This window comes from Streptomyces sp. WMMB 714 (assembly GCF_900090125.1).
Classification (GTDB): Bacteria; Actinomycetota; Actinomycetes; order Streptomycetales; family Streptomycetaceae; genus Streptomyces; species Streptomyces daqingensis.
Window position 1 is genome coordinate 26889 of the sequence record NZ_FMHJ01000016.1, and the last position, 15004, is coordinate 41892.

The window sequence follows — 15004 nt, forward strand, 5'->3', positions numbered from 1 at the left end:
GTACCGCACATCTCGTCAGTTTGACGATATCGGGTCCGGGTCGTTTGGCCACCCGACGCCCCTGAGTGGCAGCATGGGACCTGTGAGTGTCGCCCCCGCCGAGATCGAACTGCCCGAGTCGGCCGAGAAACCCGCCGAGGTCCCCGAGCCGGATCTGCCCTGGGCGACGATCGTGCACAACGATCCCGTCAACCTCATGAGCTACGTGACCTACGTCTTCCAGAGCTACTTCGGCTACCCCAAGGAGAAGGCGAAGAAGCTGATGATGGACGTCCACCACAAGGGCCGGGCTGTCGTATCCACCGGCAGCCGCGAAGAGATGGAGCGCGACGTGCAGGCGATGCACGGCTACGGGCTGTGGGCGACTCTCCAGCAGGACCGCTGATGGCGGGCCACTTCGAGCCCACCGGCGACGGCGGGGCCGCCATCGCGCTGGACGAGATCGAGATCTCCATCCTGCGCAGCCTCGCCGTCCAGCTCCTGGAGCTGATCGGTCCGGGCGAGGAGCCCGCGGAGGGCGAGGACCCGTTCGCGGCGCTGCTCGCCGACGGCCCCACGGAGCCGCCCACCGACCCCGCCCTGGCGCGCCTTTTCCCGGACGCCTACGGCGGCGGGCCGGGCGCGCAGGCGGAGAGCGACGAAGAGCGCCGCGCCGCCGCCGAGTTCCGCCGCTTCACCGAGAACGAACTGCGGGCGCGCAAGCGGGAGGACGGCCTCGCCGTGGTCCGGGGGCTCGACGCCCTGGCACCCGATCCTCCCCCTGGGCCCTCCGGGCCCGGGAGGTACCCCCAGGGCGCAGGCAGTGGCGCCGGCGCGGTGCTCACCCTGAAGCCGGAGGAGTCGCGTCAGTGGCTCGGCGCTCTCAACGACCTCCGCCTCGCCATCGGTGCGCGCCTCGAAGTGACGGACGACGATGACGGCAGCGGGCTCTACTCGCTGCCGGACGAGGACCCGCGCAAGCCGATGGTCATGGCCTACCTCTGGCTCGGTGGCCTGCAGGAGACGCTCGTGGAGACGCTGCTCCCCTGACAGGAGCGGTACGGCGAGGGTGTCCGGCCCGACGCGGGACCGGGCGTCGGCCGCCAGTCCGCGCTGCGTCCGCCCCCTCCCGCCGCGCCCCCACCCCGCGCCGCCGCGCCCCGCGCCGCCCCGCGCCGCTCGGTTCCGCTGCTCCGTCCGCTGGGAGGAGCCGGAAGACCCGGCGGCGGACACACGGCAGCGCCGCGCCGTCCCCGATGATGGTCCCGGTTGTTCCGGTTTGGGCTGATTCCGTCTACGGCAGGTGTGCAACCGGCCGGCGGATCCGCGTACTGCCGCTGAGGCGCCGCCCCACCGCGGCGGCAGCACCGGGCCGGCCGGCCGCAGGCGTGCGCACGGCTCCCGCGGCGGGGCATCGGGACCGGTCCGGGACGGCCGGGCCGGTAGGGAGAAAGGCGCGACTCATGACCTCTGAGCAGGTCTCCGGCCACGGCGCTCCGACGGGCGGCGGCACCGGGACACTCACCGGCTCCGCACCTCCGGAGGAGGGCTACCGGCGCGGGCTCGGCAGCCGGCAGATCCAGATGATCGCCATCGGCGGCGCCATCGGCACGGGGCTCTTCCTCGGCGCCGGAAAGGCCATCACCAAGGCGGGCCCGAGCCTGATCCTGGCCTACGCGCTGGCGGGCGCCGTCATCTACTTCATCATGCGGGCGCTGGGCGAACTCCTCATGTACCGCCCGGTCTCGGGGTCCTTCTCCGAGTACGCACGCGAGTTCCTCGGCCCCTTCTTCGGCTTCGTCACCGGCTGGACGTACTGGCTGTTCTGGGTCGTCACGGGGATCACCGAGGTGACCGCCGCCGCGACGTACGTGCAGTACTGGTGGCCGGCCGTCCCCCAGTGGGTGTCCGCCCTCGTCTTCACGCTCGTGCTGTACGGCGCGAACCTGATCTCGGTGAAGCTCTTCGGGGAGCTGGAGTTCTGGTTCTCGATGATCAAGGTCACCGCCATCCTCGGCATGATCCTCATCGGGGCCGGCGTCCTCACCCTCGGTTTCTCCGACGCCGGGGAGACGGCGTCCGTGAGCCATCTCTGGGCAGACGGCGGCTTCTTCCCGAAGGGCGTCGGCGGCACCCTGATGACCCTTCAGATCGTGATGTTCTCGTTCCTCGCGGTCGAACTCGTCGGCGTCACGGCGGGGGAGTCGGTGAATCCCGCGAAGTCCCTGCCGCGGGCGGTCAACACCGTGCCGTGGCGGATCGCGCTGTTCTACATCGGGGCGCTCACGGTCATCCTCTCCGTCGTCTCCTGGACGGCCTTCGAGCCGGGCACGAGCCCGTTCGTCGCGGCGTTCGCCAAGATCGGGCTCCCGGCCGGGGCGGCCATCGTCAACTTCGTCGTGCTGACGGCCGCCCTCTCGTCCTGCAACTCCGGGATGTACTCCACCGGCCGCATGCTGCGCGACCTCGCGCTGAACGGCCAGGGCCCGAAGGCCTTCACCAGGCTGACGGCCAACGGGCTGCCGCTGCTGGGCACGACGTTCTCCGCGGCGCTGATGACCGTGGGCGTGTGGATCAACTACCAGTGGCCGTCCAAGGCCTTCGACTACGTCGTCTCCTTCGCCACCATCTCCGGCATGTGGGCGTGGGTCATGATCCTCGCCTCGCACCTGCGCTACCGCCGGGCGGCCGATCGGGGAAGGCTTCCCGAGTCGACGTTCAAGGCGCCCTTCGCCCCGTACGCCGGCTACGTCGCGCTGGGTTTCATCGGGCTGGTCGTCGTGCTCATGGGCTTCGACCCGGACGCCCGGGTGTCGCTCTACGGGGCGCCGGTGTGGGGGGCCGGCCTCGTCGTCGCGTACTTCACGATCAAGGCCCGCAATCCGGACACGTTCGAGAGCGGCTCTCCCCGCTGACGAGGCCCGCGGCGCGGGTGCGGCGCACGTCTCCGCACCCGCCGCCGCGAGGTGGGGCCCGCGCCGGGCGCCCGGCGCGGACCGGGCCCGTACGCCCCAGCCCCACCGCCTTCGGGGAGCGGACAGAGGCCGCATATCCTTCCCGGCATGCTGACCATCACCAAGGAGCTGCACGACAAGATCGTCGCCCACGCCCGCAAGGACCACCCGGACGAGGCGTGCGGGGTCATCGCGGGACCGGCGGGCACGGACCGGCCCGAGCGCTTCATCCCCATGCTGAACGCGGCGCGCTCGCCCACGTTCTACGAGTTCGACTCCGCCGATCTGCTGCGCCTCTACCGCGAGATGGACGACAGGGACGAGGAGCCGGTCGTGATCTACCACTCGCACACGGCCACCGAGGCCTACCCCTCCCGCACCGACATCACCTACGCCAACGAGCCCGGCGCCCACTACGTCCTGGTCTCCACCGCGGAGTGCGGCAACGACGAGGGCCCGTTCTCCTTCCGTTCGTTCCGCATCGTGGACGGAGTGGTCACGGAGGAGGACGTCGACATCGCGGGCGCGTCCTGAACGTGCCGGACAGAACAGGACGAATCGCCATCCGAGACGCCTCCGTCCGCATCATGGGACGAACATCGGGACCGGCGACCGGGAATCGTTACGATGAGCCCATGGTTGTCCACGACGTGAGTGCATCTTCGAAGACCCCGGGCACGCTGCTCGTCGGGCGCCTGCACGTCGACCTGTGCCGCCTCGCCAGCGCACTGGGGGCTTCCCCGTGCGGCACGTACGCCCGCGCCTGAGCCCGCCCGGCGCGGCCGCCCGGCCACAGCCCCCGCAGATACACGATCCCGCCGACGCACTCCCGTACCGTCCTGCCCGCCTCCACATCCACAGGAGCCCTCCATGGCCATCGAGGTCCGCATCCCGACCATCCTCCGCACCTACACCGACGGCGAGAAGTCGGTCGCGGGCGAGGGCAGCACCATCAAGGAGCTCTTCGAGGACCTGGAGAGCCGGCACGCGGGGATCCAGGACCGCCTCGTCGAGGGCGGCGAGCTGCGCCGCTTCGTGAACGTCTACCTCAACGACGAGGACGTCCGCTTCCTCGACGGCATCACCACGAAGGTCGGCGACGGCGACAACGTGACGATCCTCCCCGCGGTCGCGGGCGGCTCCGGCGCCGCGGAGGCGCGGGGGACGCGGCGCTGATGCGCTACGACTCCCCGCTGGACGCCGTCGGCGGCACCCCGCTGGTCCGTCTCCCGCGTCTGTCGCCGTCGGAGGACGTGCGGATCTGGGCGAAGCTGGAGGACCGCAACCCCACGGGCTCCATCAAGGACCGTCCGGCCCTCCACATGGTCGAACAGGCCGAGAAGGACGGGCGGTTGACGCCCGGCTGCACCATCCTGGAGCCCACCTCCGGCAACACCGGCATCTCCCTCGCCATGGCGGCGAAGCTCAAGGGCTACCGCATCGTGTGCGTCATGCCCGAGAACACCAGCGAGGAGCGGCGGCAGCTCCTCGCCATGTGGGGCGCCGAGATCATCTCCTCGCCGGCGGCGGGCGGTTCGAACACCGCCGTGCGGGTCGCCAAGGAGCACGCCGCGGCCAACCCGGACTGGGTGATGCTCTACCAGTACGGCAACGAGGCCAACTCCGCGGCCCACTACGCCGGTACGGGCCCGGAGATCCTCGCCGACCTTCCGTCGGTGACGCACTTCGTCGCGGGCCTGGGCACCACGGGCACGCTCATGGGCGCGGGCCGCTACCTGCGCGAACAGCGGCCCGGCATCCAGATCGTCGCCGCCGAACCCCGCTACGACGACCTGGTGTACGGCCTCCGCAACCTCGACGAGGGCTTCGTCCCCGAGCTGTACGACGAGTCCGTGCTCACCGGGCGCTTCTCCGTCGGCTCGGAGGACGCCGTGACCCGGACGCGTGAACTCCTCGCGCAGGAAGGCATCTTCGCCGGCGTCTCCACCGGTGCCGCCCTGCACGCCGCCATCGGTGTGGGCCGCAAGGCGGTACGGGCGGGGGAGAGCGCGGACATCGTCTTCGTCGTGGCCGACGGCGGCTGGAAGTACCTCTCCACGGGCATCTACACGGCCGAGTCGACGGACGCCGCGGTCGAGGCGCTTCAGGGGCAGCTCTGGGCCTGAGCCCCGCAACTCCCTTGCCGCGCGGGGTACTTCACCGTGGCCGGGCCGCCCCGACTGACTGCCGGCGGGTGCCGGCAGCGGCCCGGTGCCCGGGGGTTCAGCCGCCGCCGGAGAGGTGGCGCACCTGGTCCCACGTGTCCGGGCCCACCTCGCCGGCGCGGCGGGCGAACTCCCGCAGCGCCACGTCCCTCACGTCGTCGGTGAGCAGCGTGCTGACACGGCCCGGCGTGTCCGCGACGGTGCCGGGCGGGAGCGCCAGGCCCGCACGGGAGGGACCCTCCGGGTCCGCCCCGCCCGGGCGTTCGGCTGTGACGCGCACCACGCGGGCGCTCTCCAGCCGCACCGCCAGCACGAGCACGAGCAGCGGTTCACGCGTCCACCAGATCTCGCCGGGACGCGGACCACGGTGCGGCAGCGGAACCCCGCCGCGGCGCGCGCGACGGCGCGGACCCAGCCGGGCGCCCCCGTCGACCAGCGCCGCCACCAGGGAGAGCGCCACGACGGCGCCCAGGGCGAGCCACCACCAAGTGCCCACGTCCGCATCGCCTCCAGGACCCCTGACCGCGCATACCGCACAGATTGCCGACCGTACCCCGCGCTGGTGATTCCGCCCACACCAGCACGCTCCTGAGACCACAGGCAGCGCAAGGCGGCTTAGGCTCGAAAAACCCCACAGCCGCCAACGGAGGTCACTGCTTCATGAAGCTCACCGTCGTCGGCTGCTCCGGGTCGTTCCCCTCAGCGGAGTCGGCCTGTTCGAGCTATCTGGTCGAAGCGGACGGCTACCGGCTGCTGCTCGACATGGGGAACGGCGCGCTCGGCGAGCTGCAGCGGCACATCGGGCTCTACGACCTGGACGCCGTCATCCTCAGCCACCTCCACGCCGACCACTGCATCGACATGTGCGGCTACTTCGTGGCCCGCTACTACCGGCACGAGGGCGGCCGTTGCGCACCCATTCCGGTGTACGGCCCGCAGGGAACCGAGCAGCGCCTCGACAGCGCGTACGGCGACACCCCCTCGCCCTCGGCGATGAGCGAGGTCTTCGACTTCCGCACTCTCGTGCCCAAGGGCTCGTTCGAGCTGGGGCCCTTCGCCGTCACCACGGAGAAGGTCGCCCACCCCGTCGAGGCGTACGCGTTCCGCGTCGTGCACAAGGACAGCGGACGCTGCCTCGTCTACTCGGGTGACACCGGTCCGTGCGGTCCGCTGTGCGATCTTGCCGCGGAAGCCGATCTGTTCCTGTGCGAGGCGTCCTTCACCCACGGCAAGGAAGCCATCCCCGACCTGCATCTCAACGGGCGTGAGGCCGGGGAGTGCGCCCAGGCGGCGGGCGTGGGGCAGCTGGTCCTCACACACGTACCGCCGTGGACGGACGCCAAGGTCAATCTGCGGGACGCGAAGGACGCGTTCGGCGGCCCGGTGGAGCTGGCCAGGGCCGGCGCCGTCTACGAGCTGTAGCAGCGCCTCCGCCCCGATACGTCCGCTCCGATACGTCCGCCTCGGCACCTCCGCCCCGGTACCTCTGCTTCCGCCGGTCCCCGCGCCTTCGCGCCCGCCGCGGTGCGGCAGCGGACGCGAAGGGCGTGTCCGGGCGGGGAGGGCCCGGCGCGGACGTCAGATCCTCGCGGGGGCCTCGTCCTTGCCCTCGTCCTCGTCGCCGCCGTCGCGTCCGTCGGAGCCGCTCCGGTTCGCGGCGGCCGAGGGCCGCTGGTCCTGCTTCCCCATCGTCTTGTCCGCCACGTTGTCCGTGACGCCCACCGCCACGGCGTCCGGCGCCGGTGCGGGCCTGCCCCGGGCGGGCCGTTCCGCCTTCTCCTCCTCGGCGGGTTCGGGCGCCTCACGACCGGGTGTGGGCAGGTCGAACTTGACGATCGCGAAGCGGAAGACCGCGTAGTACACCACCGCGAAAGCCAGGCCGACGAGCATCAGCCCCCACGGGTTGGTGGCGATGCCCAGGTTCAGCAGGAAGTCGATGGCACCGGCCGAGAAGCCGAAGCCGTCCTTCATGCCCAGCGCCCACACCAGCGCCATCGAGATGCCCGTCAGGACGGCGTGGATCGCGTACAGCACCGGCGCGATGAACATGAACGAGAACTCGATCGGCTCGGTGACACCGGTGATGAAGGCGGTCAGGGCCAGCGAGATCATCAGGCCGCCGACGATCTTGCGGCGCTCGGGGCGCGCGCAGTGGTACATCGCGAGGCAGGCCGCGGGCAGCGCGAACATCATGATCGGGAAGAAGCCCGTCATGAACTGGCCGGCGCTCGGGTCGCCCGCCAGGAAGCGGGCGATGTCGCCGTGCTGTCCCTTGTAGGAGCCGGCCTGGAACCACGGGAAGGAGTTGAGGAGGTGGTGCATGCCGATCGGGATCAGCGCCCGGTTGGCCACGCCGTACACGCCGGCGCCCGCCGCGCCGGAGCCGACGAGCCACTCGCCGAAGCTGTGCAGCCCCGTGCCCAGCACGGGCCAGATGTAGCCGAAGAGCACGCCGATGAAGAGACCCGCGAAGGCCGAGAGGATCGGCACGAGCCGCCGTCCGCCGAAGAACCCCAGCCATTCGGGCAGCTTCTTGCGGTAGTAGCGCTGGTAGAGCAGGGCGACCACGAGACCCATGATCACGCCGCCGAGGACGCCCGCGTCCACCGGAGGCGCGACGGTGCCCACCTCGCCGTCGACGACCTTCTCGACCTTGGGGAGGTTGCCGTCCGTGAAGGTCTCCAGGACGTTCTTGAAGACCAGGTAGCCGACCACCGCCGCCAGCGCCGTCGATCCGTCCGACTTGCGGGCGAAGCCCACGGCGATGCCGACCGCGAACAGCAGAGGCATGTTGTCGATCAGCGCGCCGCCGCCCGCGGCGAGGAACTCGGCGATGCGGTTGACGGAGGCCGGGAAGCCGGGGCGGCCGAGCATGTCGGGCTGGCCCAGCCGGACCATCAGGGCGGCGGCCGGCAGGGTGGCGATCGGCAGCATGAGGCTGCGGCCGATGCGCTGGGCGACGGCCATCGCGCCCGAGCCGCGGCCCCTGCCAGGGGCCTGGGATGCCGTGGTCATCAACTTCCTCCAGTGGTCTGCGGGAGGTCGCGCCGTGTGGAGCAGACCCTGTAAATGGTTTAGACCTCTTTTAGCATGTACGCGTTCCGGGGGAAAACGGATCATCTGCGGGGCGCCTCGAGCGCCGCACGTCCGGTCCTCGGCGGCTCCTGGGGGCGGCCGGCCGGCGGTCGGGCGGCGTCCGGTTCCGCGCCCGGCGGGGCGTCACGGACGGCTTGCCGCATACTGGTGCAGACTCCCGCGGAGTGCGCCGGCGGCGCCGGGGACCAGGCCCGCAGACCAGGAGAAGACACATGAGCAGCAAGGCCGAGAAGATCGTCGCCGGGCTCGGCGGCCTCGACAACATCGCCGAGATCGAAGGCTGCATCACACGCCTGCGCACCGAGGTCGAGGACCCCTCGCTGGTCGACGAGGCCGCGCTGCGGTCGGCCGGCGCCCACGGCGTCGTCAAGATGGGCTCGGCCGTGCAGATCGTCATCGGCACCGACGCCGACCCGCTCGCGGGAGAGATCGAAGACATGCTGTGAGCCGTGCGCGGCTGATGGGCCGTTCGGCTGAACGGGGCCTTCCGGCTACGGACTAGGCTCGGACCATGACTCGTATCGACGGCCGTACGGCCGACCAGTTGCGCCCCGTCACCATCGAACGCGACTGGAGCAAGCACGCCGAGGGATCTGTCCTGATCTCCTTCGGCGACACCCGGGTCCTGTGCACCGCCAGCGTCACGGAAGGGGTACCGCGCTGGCGCAAGGGAAGCGGCGAGGGGTGGGTGACCGCCGAGTACGCGATGCTGCCCCGTTCCACGAACACCCGAGGCGACCGGGAGTCCGTCCGCGGGAAGATCGGCGGCCGCACGCATGAGATCTCCCGCCTCATCGGACGTTCCCTGCGGGCCGTCGTGGACTACAAGGCCCTCGGGGAGAACACCGTCGTGCTCGACTGCGACGTGCTCCAGGCCGACGGCGGCACCCGCACCGCAGCCATCACCGGGGCCTACGTCGCCCTGGCCGACGCGGTCCGCTGGGCGCAGGGGAAGAAACTGATCAAGGGAAAGTCCCAGCCGCTGAAGGGCACCGTCTCGGCGGTCAGCGTCGGCATCGTCGACGCCGTGCCGCTGCTGGACCTCTGCTACGAGGAGGACGTGCGCGCGGAGACCGACATGAACGTCGTCTGCACCGGCGACGGACGCTTCGTCGAGGTGCAAGGCACCGCGGAGGGCGCGCCGTTCGCGCGCGAGGAACTCGACGCGCTCCTCGACCTCGCCGTCAAGGGCTGCCTCCAACTCGACGGCGCGCAGCGGCAGGCGGTCGGCGGCTGAGCCAACGGCCGGGCCCGGCAGGGCGGGCGGCGCACCCCGCCGGACGGTTCGGCCGAAATTCGGTGTGCGGAGAGGAAACTTCACGGGCCTGCCGCACGTCTAAGGGGGTACGGGCCGCGCGGGTCATTCCGTGCGGCCCGTCCACATACACAGAAGGGGTTCCCGTGCGTCGTTCCCTCGTGCCGGCCGTCCTCGGCGTCGTCGCGTTGTCGTCCCTGGCGCTCACCGGGTGCAGCGCGGTGGACAAGGCGATCAGTTGCGCCAACACCGCGGTCACCGTCGCCGAAGCCGCCGACGACCTTCAGCAGGCCGCCGACCAGGCCTCGGAGGATCCGACACAGGCCCAGAGGTCGATCGACCGCATAGAGAAGAGCCTCAAGAAGATCGACGAGGGCACGGGCGACTCCGACGTCAGCAAGGCCGCGGACCACATGAGGACGGCCGTCGAGGACGCGGGCAAGGCCGTCGAGGCGGGCCGCGACCCGGACGTCCGGCCCGTGGGCAAGGCCGCCGACGAACTGACCAAGGTCTGCAGCCCCGAGTAGCCGTACCGGGCGGGCGCGCGGCCACGGCAGCCGCGCGCCCCGCCTCCCGGGCTCAACTCCCGGTCAGCCGCACGACCGTGTAGATCGCGAGACCCGCGAGAGCGCCCACCACGGTGCCGTTGAGGCGGATGAACTGCAGGTCGCGGCCGATGTGCGCCTCGATCTTCTTCGAGGTGTGCTCCGCGTCCCAGCCCGCCACGGTCTCGGTGATCAACGAGGTGATCTCGTTCCGGTAGGTCGTCACGACGTACACCGCGGCGTCCTCGATCCACCCGTCGACCTTGCTCTGCAGGCGTCCGTCCGCCGCCATGCGGTGGCCGAGCGACAGCAGCGACGCCCGCGTCCTCACGCGGAGTTCGCTGCGTTCGTCCTCGGCGGCGGCGACCATCATCGAGCGGACCGCGGCCCATGCCGAAGCGATCAGGTCCTGCACCTCGCGCCGCGCCAGCACCTCGCTCTTCAGACGCTCGACCCGGGCCCGCGTCTCCTCGTCCGAACGCAGATCCGCGGCGAAGTCCGTCAGGAACCGGTCCACGGCGCTACGCGCCGGATGATCCGGCATGTCCCGCGTCTCGGTGACGAAACGCAGCAACTCCCGGTAGACGCGGTCGCCCACGCGCCGGTCCACGAAGCGGGGCGTCCAGCCCGGCGCGCCACCCGTGACCGCTTCCATGACCGAATCGCTGTGCTCCTCAAGCCACTCCGCGGCCCGCGCGCACACCAGGTCGACCAGCCGGCGGTGGCCTCCGTCCACGACGACCCGCTCCAGCAGCGACCCCAGACCCGGTGCGATCTCCTGCGCGTCCGCGCGCCGCGTGACGGCCTCACCGACGACGGCCTGCACGTCCGAGTCGCGCAGCACGGCGAGAGCACCGCGCAGCGCCGTGGCCGACTCGGCGGTGACACGGTCGGCGTGCTCCGGGTCGGCGAGCCACGCACCGAGCCTGCTGCCGATGCCCACGGCACGCAGCCGCTCCCGCACGACACCGGAGGAGAGGAAGTTCTCCCCCACGAACTCGCCCAGGCTCTGCCCGAGTTGGTCCTTCTTCGTGGGGATGATCGCGGTGTGCGGAATGGGCAGCCCGAGCGGATGGCGGAAGAGAGCCGTCACCGCGAACCAGTCCGCCAGCGCACCCACCATCCCGGCCTCGGCGGCAGCCGCGACATAACCGCTCCACGCGCCCGCACCCTCGTGCTGCGCCCACTTGGCCAGCACGAAGACGGCCGCCATCAGCAGCAGGGCCCCCGTGGCGATCGTCTTCATGCGCCGCACGCCCCGCCGGCGCTCCTCGTCCGCCTCCGTGAAGGTGTTCATCGCCCCGGGGTTCGTGCGGCGCCCGCCGCCCCCGCCGGTCTGCCCGCCGGGCCCCGGCCCGGAAGGCGGGCCCCCCGCACGGCCGCCCCCTCCACCTGGCGGCGGGCCTCCGCGGGCAGCCCCGCCCGGGCCGCCGCCGGGCGAAGTCGGTTGCCGGGTACGCCCGTTGGGGCCGGGCGGAAGTGCGTCCGCCCGGCCTGTGATTGCTCTCACTCCGCCGTCGTCCCCGGCAGAGACCTCGCCCGCTTTTGCCCGATCCATCCACTCCACCGTTCGGCCAGTCCCCCCTACAGTGTCCCAAGGTGCCTGACAGGTGGAACGAAGCCCGGCATTCCGGCGTCTGTCTGTGCGGGTGACGACGCAGTCGCCCTCAGGCCTGGGCCGACCCCGTGGGAGGACCCCGCCGCGATCGTGGGACCATGCCACCGCGACCACTCGGAGCCTCGGGCTCCGCCTGCCCGAGGAGATACACCGAGCGTGACCAGAAACATGGGTTATGCCTTGCTGGCCGGACTGGCGGCCATCGTCGTGCTTGTCTCGACAGCGGTCTTCATCGGTGTCGGCAGTGACGACGGCAGCCTCGACGGCACCTCCCAGGGCGCTCGCGACGACGCGGCACCCGCCTCCTCGGGCTCATGGGTGGGGACATGGTCCGCCCCCGCGGTCGCGGCCGAGCCCGAAACGCAGGCCGGGTTCGCGAAGATGTCGATACGGAACATCGTCCACACCTCCGTGGGCGGCACCGGTGCCCGCATCACCCTCTCCAACCTGTACGGCACGAAGCCTCTGACGGTCACTCACGCGACGCTCGCCCTCGCGGCGGCCCCCAGCAACCCCACCGCCGCCACGGGCACCATGCGGCGGCTGACGTTCGACAAGGACCGCAGCGTCACCATCGCCCCGGGCCGGACAGTCACCAGCGACCCCGTGCGGCTCAACGTCCCCCACGCCGCCGACGTCCTCGTCACGACGTACTCGCCCAGCCCCTCCGGCCCCGTGACCTACCACCCCTACGCGCGGCAGACCAGCTACGTCGCACAGGGCGACCGCGCGGACGAGACCTCGGGCACCGCGTTCACCCAGCAGAGCCCGTACTGGCGCTACTTGACCGCGGTCGACGTGTGGACGAACGAGGCACGTGGCGCCGTCGCCGTGCTCGGCGACTCCATCACCGACGGCATCACCTCCAGCCCCGGAGCCAACCGCCGCTGGACGGACTTCCTCGCCGAACGGCTGCGCACCGAACGCAACGCGCCCTCCTACAGCGTCCTCAACGGCGGCATCAGCGGGAACCGCGTCCTCGTCGACGGCAGCCGCTACTCGCCCAACAACGGGCCCAGCGCCCTCACACGCGCCGAGCGCGACGTCCTCGCCCAAACCGGCGTGAAGGCAGTCGTCATAGAGATGGGCCTCAACGACATCATCAAGCCGCCGCGACGGCACAACGCCGACCAGATCGTCGACGGACTGCGGCAGTTGGTGAAGGCGGCGCACGCCCGCGGCCTGCGCGTCGTCGGCGGCACCCTCACACCCTTCGGCGGACACCGCGGCTTCCGGCCGCACCTGGACGCCACGCGGCAGCAGGTCAACGAGCAGATCCGCTCCGGCAAGGTCTTCGACGCCGTCGTCGACTTCGACGCCGCCCTGCGGGACCCGGCCAACCCCAGCCGGCTGCGCCCCGCCTACGACTCGGGCGACCATCTGCACCCCAGCGACAACGGCTACCGTGCGATGGCCGAGGCGCTCGACCTGAAGGAGCTCAGGGGCTCCGGACCCGCCCGCACCTGACGCACCCCCGCACCCGACGCACCCCGCGCTCGACGGCCCGAGGCGGGTTCAACAGCCCGAGACGAGCCAACGACCCGAGGCGATCAACGCGATCAACGGCCCGAGGCGGGTTCAACGACCCGAGTACATACGGGCGATGACGTCCTCGATGTCCGGCTCCCGCACGGACAGATCGACCAGCGGATACGCGTCGGCCACCTGCGAGACGATCGGGGCGGCGCTCGCCGACGCGGGGAAGGCGAGCCACTGGCGCGGACCCCGCGTCCGCACCGTCCGCGCCCCCTCGATGCCCTCGATCGGCGGCAACTCCCTCTCCAGATCCACCACCAGGGTCCGCTCGCTCTCGCCGACCTCGTGCAGGCCCCCGAGAGCGCCGTCGTACATGAGGCGGCCGTGGTCGATGACCATGACGCGCTCGCAGAGCTGCTCGATGTCGGTCAGATCGTGCGTCGTCAGCAGCACGGTCGTGCCCTGCGACGCGTTGAGATCCCTCAGGAAACGCCGCACCGTCGCCTTGCTCACGACGTCGAGGCCGATCGTCGGCTCGTCGAGGTAGAGCACCTCCGGGTCGTGCAGAAGAGCGGCGGTGATGTCGCCGCGCATCCGCTGCCCCAACGACAGCTGACGCACGGGGACTTCGAGGAGACCGCCGAGATCGAGCAGCTCGACGCACCGGTCGAGGTTCGCCCGGAAGCGTGCCTCGGGGACGCGGTACATGCGGCGCATCAGCGCATAGGAGTCCCGCAGCGGAAGGTCCCACCACAGCGTGGTGCGCTGCCCGAACACGACGCCGATCCGGCGGGCCAGCCGCGCACGCTGACGGGAGGGATCGATGCCCGCCACCCGCAGACGCCCCCCGCTGGGCGTGAGGATGCCGGTCAGCATCTTGATCGTCGTCGACTTCCCGGCGCCGTTCGGCCCGATGTACCCGACCATCTCCCCCCGCGCCACGGCACACGAGATGCCGTCCACCGCCCGCACCTCGTGCCGCTCGCGGCGCAGCCGGCCACGTGTCCTGCGGCGCACCCGGAAGACCTTCTCCACGTCCTCCAGCACGATGAAGCCGTCGTCCGTCATCCCGTCCCTCCCCACTCGCCGGCGTGCACCGCAACGCCGCTCAACTGCCCGTGCTCCGATAGGCCCGCAGCCCCGCACGCCACGCGAGACCGGCCAGCGCACAGCAGGCCGCGGCCACCACCGGCCCGACGAAGTCCACCCACCCCGGCAGGCCCAGCGGATCGTCCCGCCCCAGGATCCGCAGCACCGGAAGCCAGTTGACGAACGCGAGCGGCACCACGAACGTCACACCCCGCACGAGTTCCTTCGCGAAGATCGTCGGCGGGTACTCCAGCAGCGTCACACCGCCGTACGTGAACGAGTTCTGCACCTCGGCCGCGTCCTGCGCGACGAATTGGAACGCCCCGCCCAGTACGAACAGCGAGGCGAAGATCGCGGCCCCGCTCAGCAGCGTCACCACGAGCATCAGCACCGAACCGCCCGACCAGTCGACGCCGGCGTTCGCCAGCGCCCAGCCCAGCACGGCCGCGCTCTGCAGGACCCGGCCCAGCCGCCGCAGCGCGAACCGGTCGGCGGCGACCTGCGCCAGAGCCGGGACGGGCCGCACCAGCACCGTGTCCATCGTCCCGTCACGCACACGGGTCCCCAGCTTGTCGAAGGACCCCATGAGGAGATCCGCCAGGCCGAACGAGGCGGTGCACGTCCCGTACAGCAGCGCCACCTCCGGCAGCGCGAAACCGCCCAGCGCCCCCACGTGCGAGAACATGATCACGATGGCGGCGAAGTCGAGCGCCGTGAGGGTGACGCTGCCCGCCACCATCATCAGGAACGAGCCCCGGTAGACCATCGTCGAGCGGATCCACATCGCCGCGATGAAGCCGTACGCGCGGACACCCCAGCACAGGCGG

17 protein-coding genes are annotated in these 15004 nt (G+C 71.3%); 12 read left to right on the forward strand and 5 right to left on the reverse strand.

Annotated features, from left to right (window positions below; all coding sequences use genetic code 11):
• The first annotated feature begins 73 nt into the window (after positions 1-73).
• The 7 genes from clpS (at position 74) to H181DRAFT_RS24870 (ending at position 5059) form a co-directional block, all read left to right on the forward strand.
• Positions 74-385, forward strand: a complete 312-nt coding sequence (gene clpS, locus H181DRAFT_RS24840) for an ATP-dependent Clp protease adapter ClpS (protein ID WP_045866669.1) — start codon at positions 74-76, stop codon at positions 383-385.
• Positions 385-1029: a DUF2017 domain-containing protein gene (locus H181DRAFT_RS24845; RefSeq protein WP_045866670.1), complete on the forward strand. Its 645-nt coding sequence runs from the start codon at positions 385-387 to the stop codon at positions 1027-1029. Before clpS ends, H181DRAFT_RS24845 begins: the two co-directional genes overlap by 1 nt.
• A 413-nt stretch (positions 1030-1442) precedes the next feature.
• The gene (locus H181DRAFT_RS24850) at positions 1443-2894 is read left to right on the forward strand and encodes an amino acid permease (RefSeq protein ID WP_045866671.1); all 1452 of its coding nucleotides are present in this window, start codon (positions 1443-1445) and stop codon (positions 2892-2894) included.
• 147 nt (positions 2895-3041) lie between these two features.
• Positions 3042-3467, forward strand: a complete 426-nt coding sequence (locus H181DRAFT_RS24855; protein WP_045866672.1) for a M67 family metallopeptidase — start codon at positions 3042-3044, stop codon at positions 3465-3467.
• Positions 3468-3568: 101 nt separating this feature from the next.
• Positions 3569-3700 carry a putative leader peptide gene (locus tag H181DRAFT_RS24860; RefSeq protein WP_368073294.1) on the forward strand — a complete coding sequence of 44 codons (132 nt, stop codon included), beginning with the start codon at positions 3569-3571 and terminating at the stop codon, positions 3698-3700.
• A 103-nt stretch (positions 3701-3803) separates the two neighbouring features.
• Positions 3804-4109, forward strand: coding sequence for a MoaD/ThiS family protein (locus H181DRAFT_RS24865; RefSeq protein WP_045866674.1), 306 nt, complete (start codon positions 3804-3806; stop codon positions 4107-4109).
• On the forward strand, positions 4109-5059 hold the full coding sequence (locus tag H181DRAFT_RS24870) for a PLP-dependent cysteine synthase family protein (RefSeq protein WP_045866675.1): 951 nt from the start codon (positions 4109-4111) through the stop codon (positions 5057-5059). The genes H181DRAFT_RS24865 and H181DRAFT_RS24870 overlap by 1 nt, the downstream gene beginning before the upstream one ends.
• 97 nt (positions 5060-5156) lie before the next feature.
• Here the strand turns inward: H181DRAFT_RS24870 and H181DRAFT_RS24875 are convergent, their stop codons facing one another.
• Positions 5157-5594: a hypothetical protein gene (locus H181DRAFT_RS24875; protein WP_045866676.1), complete on the reverse strand. Its 438-nt coding sequence runs from the start codon at positions 5592-5594 to the stop codon at positions 5157-5159.
• A gap of 164 nt (positions 5595-5758) precedes the next feature.
• Between H181DRAFT_RS24875 and H181DRAFT_RS24880 the strand changes: the two genes are divergently transcribed.
• Positions 5759-6520 (forward strand): MBL fold metallo-hydrolase, encoded by a 762-nt coding sequence (locus H181DRAFT_RS24880; RefSeq protein ID WP_045866677.1) that lies wholly within the window; start codon positions 5759-5761, stop codon positions 6518-6520.
• Positions 6521-6676: 156 nt separating this feature from the next.
• Here the strand turns inward: H181DRAFT_RS24880 and H181DRAFT_RS24885 are convergent, their stop codons facing one another.
• Positions 6677-8113 carry a PTS transporter subunit EIIC gene (locus H181DRAFT_RS24885; RefSeq protein ID WP_078895953.1) on the reverse strand — a complete coding sequence of 479 codons (1437 nt, stop codon included), beginning with the start codon at positions 8111-8113 and terminating at the stop codon, positions 6677-6679.
• 293 nt (positions 8114-8406) lie between these two features.
• Here H181DRAFT_RS24885 and H181DRAFT_RS24890 point away from each other — a divergent pair, with 293 nt between their 5' ends.
• The 3 genes from H181DRAFT_RS24890 (at position 8407) to H181DRAFT_RS24900 (ending at position 9976) form a co-directional block, all read left to right on the forward strand.
• Entirely contained in the window at positions 8407-8640 is a 234-nt protein-coding gene (locus tag H181DRAFT_RS24890) for a PTS sugar transporter subunit IIB (protein WP_045866678.1), read from the forward strand.
• A 65-nt stretch (positions 8641-8705) separates the two neighbouring features.
• Entirely contained in the window at positions 8706-9431 is a 726-nt protein-coding gene (gene rph / locus H181DRAFT_RS24895; protein ID WP_045866679.1) for a ribonuclease PH, read from the forward strand.
• Positions 9432-9595: 164 nt separating this feature from the next.
• Complete coding sequence (locus H181DRAFT_RS24900; RefSeq protein ID WP_045866680.1) at positions 9596-9976, forward strand: hypothetical protein; 381 nt, start codon at positions 9596-9598, stop codon at positions 9974-9976.
• 52 nt (positions 9977-10028) lie between these two features.
• Here H181DRAFT_RS24900 and H181DRAFT_RS24905 read toward each other — a convergent pair whose 3' ends face one another.
• On the reverse strand, positions 10029-11552 hold the full coding sequence (locus tag H181DRAFT_RS24905; RefSeq protein WP_254666962.1) for a DUF445 domain-containing protein: 1524 nt from the start codon (positions 11550-11552) through the stop codon (positions 10029-10031).
• Positions 11553-11780: 228 nt separating this feature from the next.
• Between H181DRAFT_RS24905 and H181DRAFT_RS24910 the strand changes: the two genes are divergently transcribed.
• Positions 11781-13079: an SGNH/GDSL hydrolase family protein gene (locus H181DRAFT_RS24910; RefSeq protein WP_045866682.1), complete on the forward strand. Its 1299-nt coding sequence runs from the start codon at positions 11781-11783 to the stop codon at positions 13077-13079.
• A gap of 111 nt (positions 13080-13190) precedes the next feature.
• Here the strand turns inward: H181DRAFT_RS24910 and H181DRAFT_RS24915 are convergent, their stop codons facing one another.
• Together H181DRAFT_RS24915 and H181DRAFT_RS24920 are read right to left on the reverse strand one after the other, a co-directional pair.
• Positions 13191-14156 (reverse strand): ABC transporter ATP-binding protein, encoded by a 966-nt coding sequence (locus H181DRAFT_RS24915; protein ID WP_045866683.1) that lies wholly within the window; start codon positions 14154-14156, stop codon positions 13191-13193.
• A 40-nt stretch (positions 14157-14196) separates the two neighbouring features.
• Positions 14197-14961, reverse strand: a complete 765-nt coding sequence (locus H181DRAFT_RS24920) for an ABC transporter permease (RefSeq protein ID WP_078895967.1) — start codon at positions 14959-14961, stop codon at positions 14197-14199.
• Positions 14962-15004: the final 43 nt, after the last annotated feature.

What these genes read in the sequence shown, in the direction of transcription:
- H181DRAFT_RS24885 (WP_078895953.1), bottom strand. Translation starts at nt 8,113, where the DNA reads ATGACCACGGCATCCCAGGCCCCTGGCAGGGGCCGCGGCTCGGGCGCG.
- H181DRAFT_RS24890 (WP_045866678.1), top strand. Translation starts at nt 8,407, where the DNA reads ATGAGCAGCAAGGCCGAGAAGATCGTCGCCGGGCTCGGCGGCCTCGAC.
- rph (WP_045866679.1), top strand. Translation starts at nt 8,706, where the DNA reads ATGACTCGTATCGACGGCCGTACGGCCGACCAGTTGCGCCCCGTCACC.
- H181DRAFT_RS24855 (WP_045866672.1), top strand. Translation starts at nt 3,042, where the DNA reads ATGCTGACCATCACCAAGGAGCTGCACGACAAGATCGTCGCCCACGCC.
- clpS (WP_045866669.1), top strand. Translation starts at nt 74, where the DNA reads ATGGGACCTGTGAGTGTCGCCCCCGCCGAGATCGAACTGCCCGAGTCG.
- H181DRAFT_RS24880 (WP_045866677.1), top strand. Translation starts at nt 5,759, where the DNA reads ATGAAGCTCACCGTCGTCGGCTGCTCCGGGTCGTTCCCCTCAGCGGAG.
- H181DRAFT_RS24860 (WP_368073294.1), top strand. Translation starts at nt 3,569, where the DNA reads ATGGTTGTCCACGACGTGAGTGCATCTTCGAAGACCCCGGGCACGCTG.
- H181DRAFT_RS24845 (WP_045866670.1), top strand. Translation starts at nt 385, where the DNA reads ATGGCGGGCCACTTCGAGCCCACCGGCGACGGCGGGGCCGCCATCGCG.
- H181DRAFT_RS24915 (WP_045866683.1), bottom strand. Translation starts at nt 14,156, where the DNA reads ATGACGGACGACGGCTTCATCGTGCTGGAGGACGTGGAGAAGGTCTTC.
- H181DRAFT_RS24910 (WP_045866682.1), top strand. Translation starts at nt 11,781, where the DNA reads ATGGGTTATGCCTTGCTGGCCGGACTGGCGGCCATCGTCGTGCTTGTC.
- H181DRAFT_RS24905 (WP_254666962.1), bottom strand. Translation starts at nt 11,552, where the DNA reads ATGGATCGGGCAAAAGCGGGCGAGGTCTCTGCCGGGGACGACGGCGGA.
- H181DRAFT_RS24870 (WP_045866675.1), top strand. Translation starts at nt 4,109, where the DNA reads ATGCGCTACGACTCCCCGCTGGACGCCGTCGGCGGCACCCCGCTGGTC.
- H181DRAFT_RS24865 (WP_045866674.1), top strand. Translation starts at nt 3,804, where the DNA reads ATGGCCATCGAGGTCCGCATCCCGACCATCCTCCGCACCTACACCGAC.
- H181DRAFT_RS24850 (WP_045866671.1), top strand. Translation starts at nt 1,443, where the DNA reads ATGACCTCTGAGCAGGTCTCCGGCCACGGCGCTCCGACGGGCGGCGGC.
- H181DRAFT_RS24920 (WP_078895967.1), bottom strand. Translation starts at nt 14,961, where the DNA reads ATGTGGATCCGCTCGACGATGGTCTACCGGGGCTCGTTCCTGATGATG.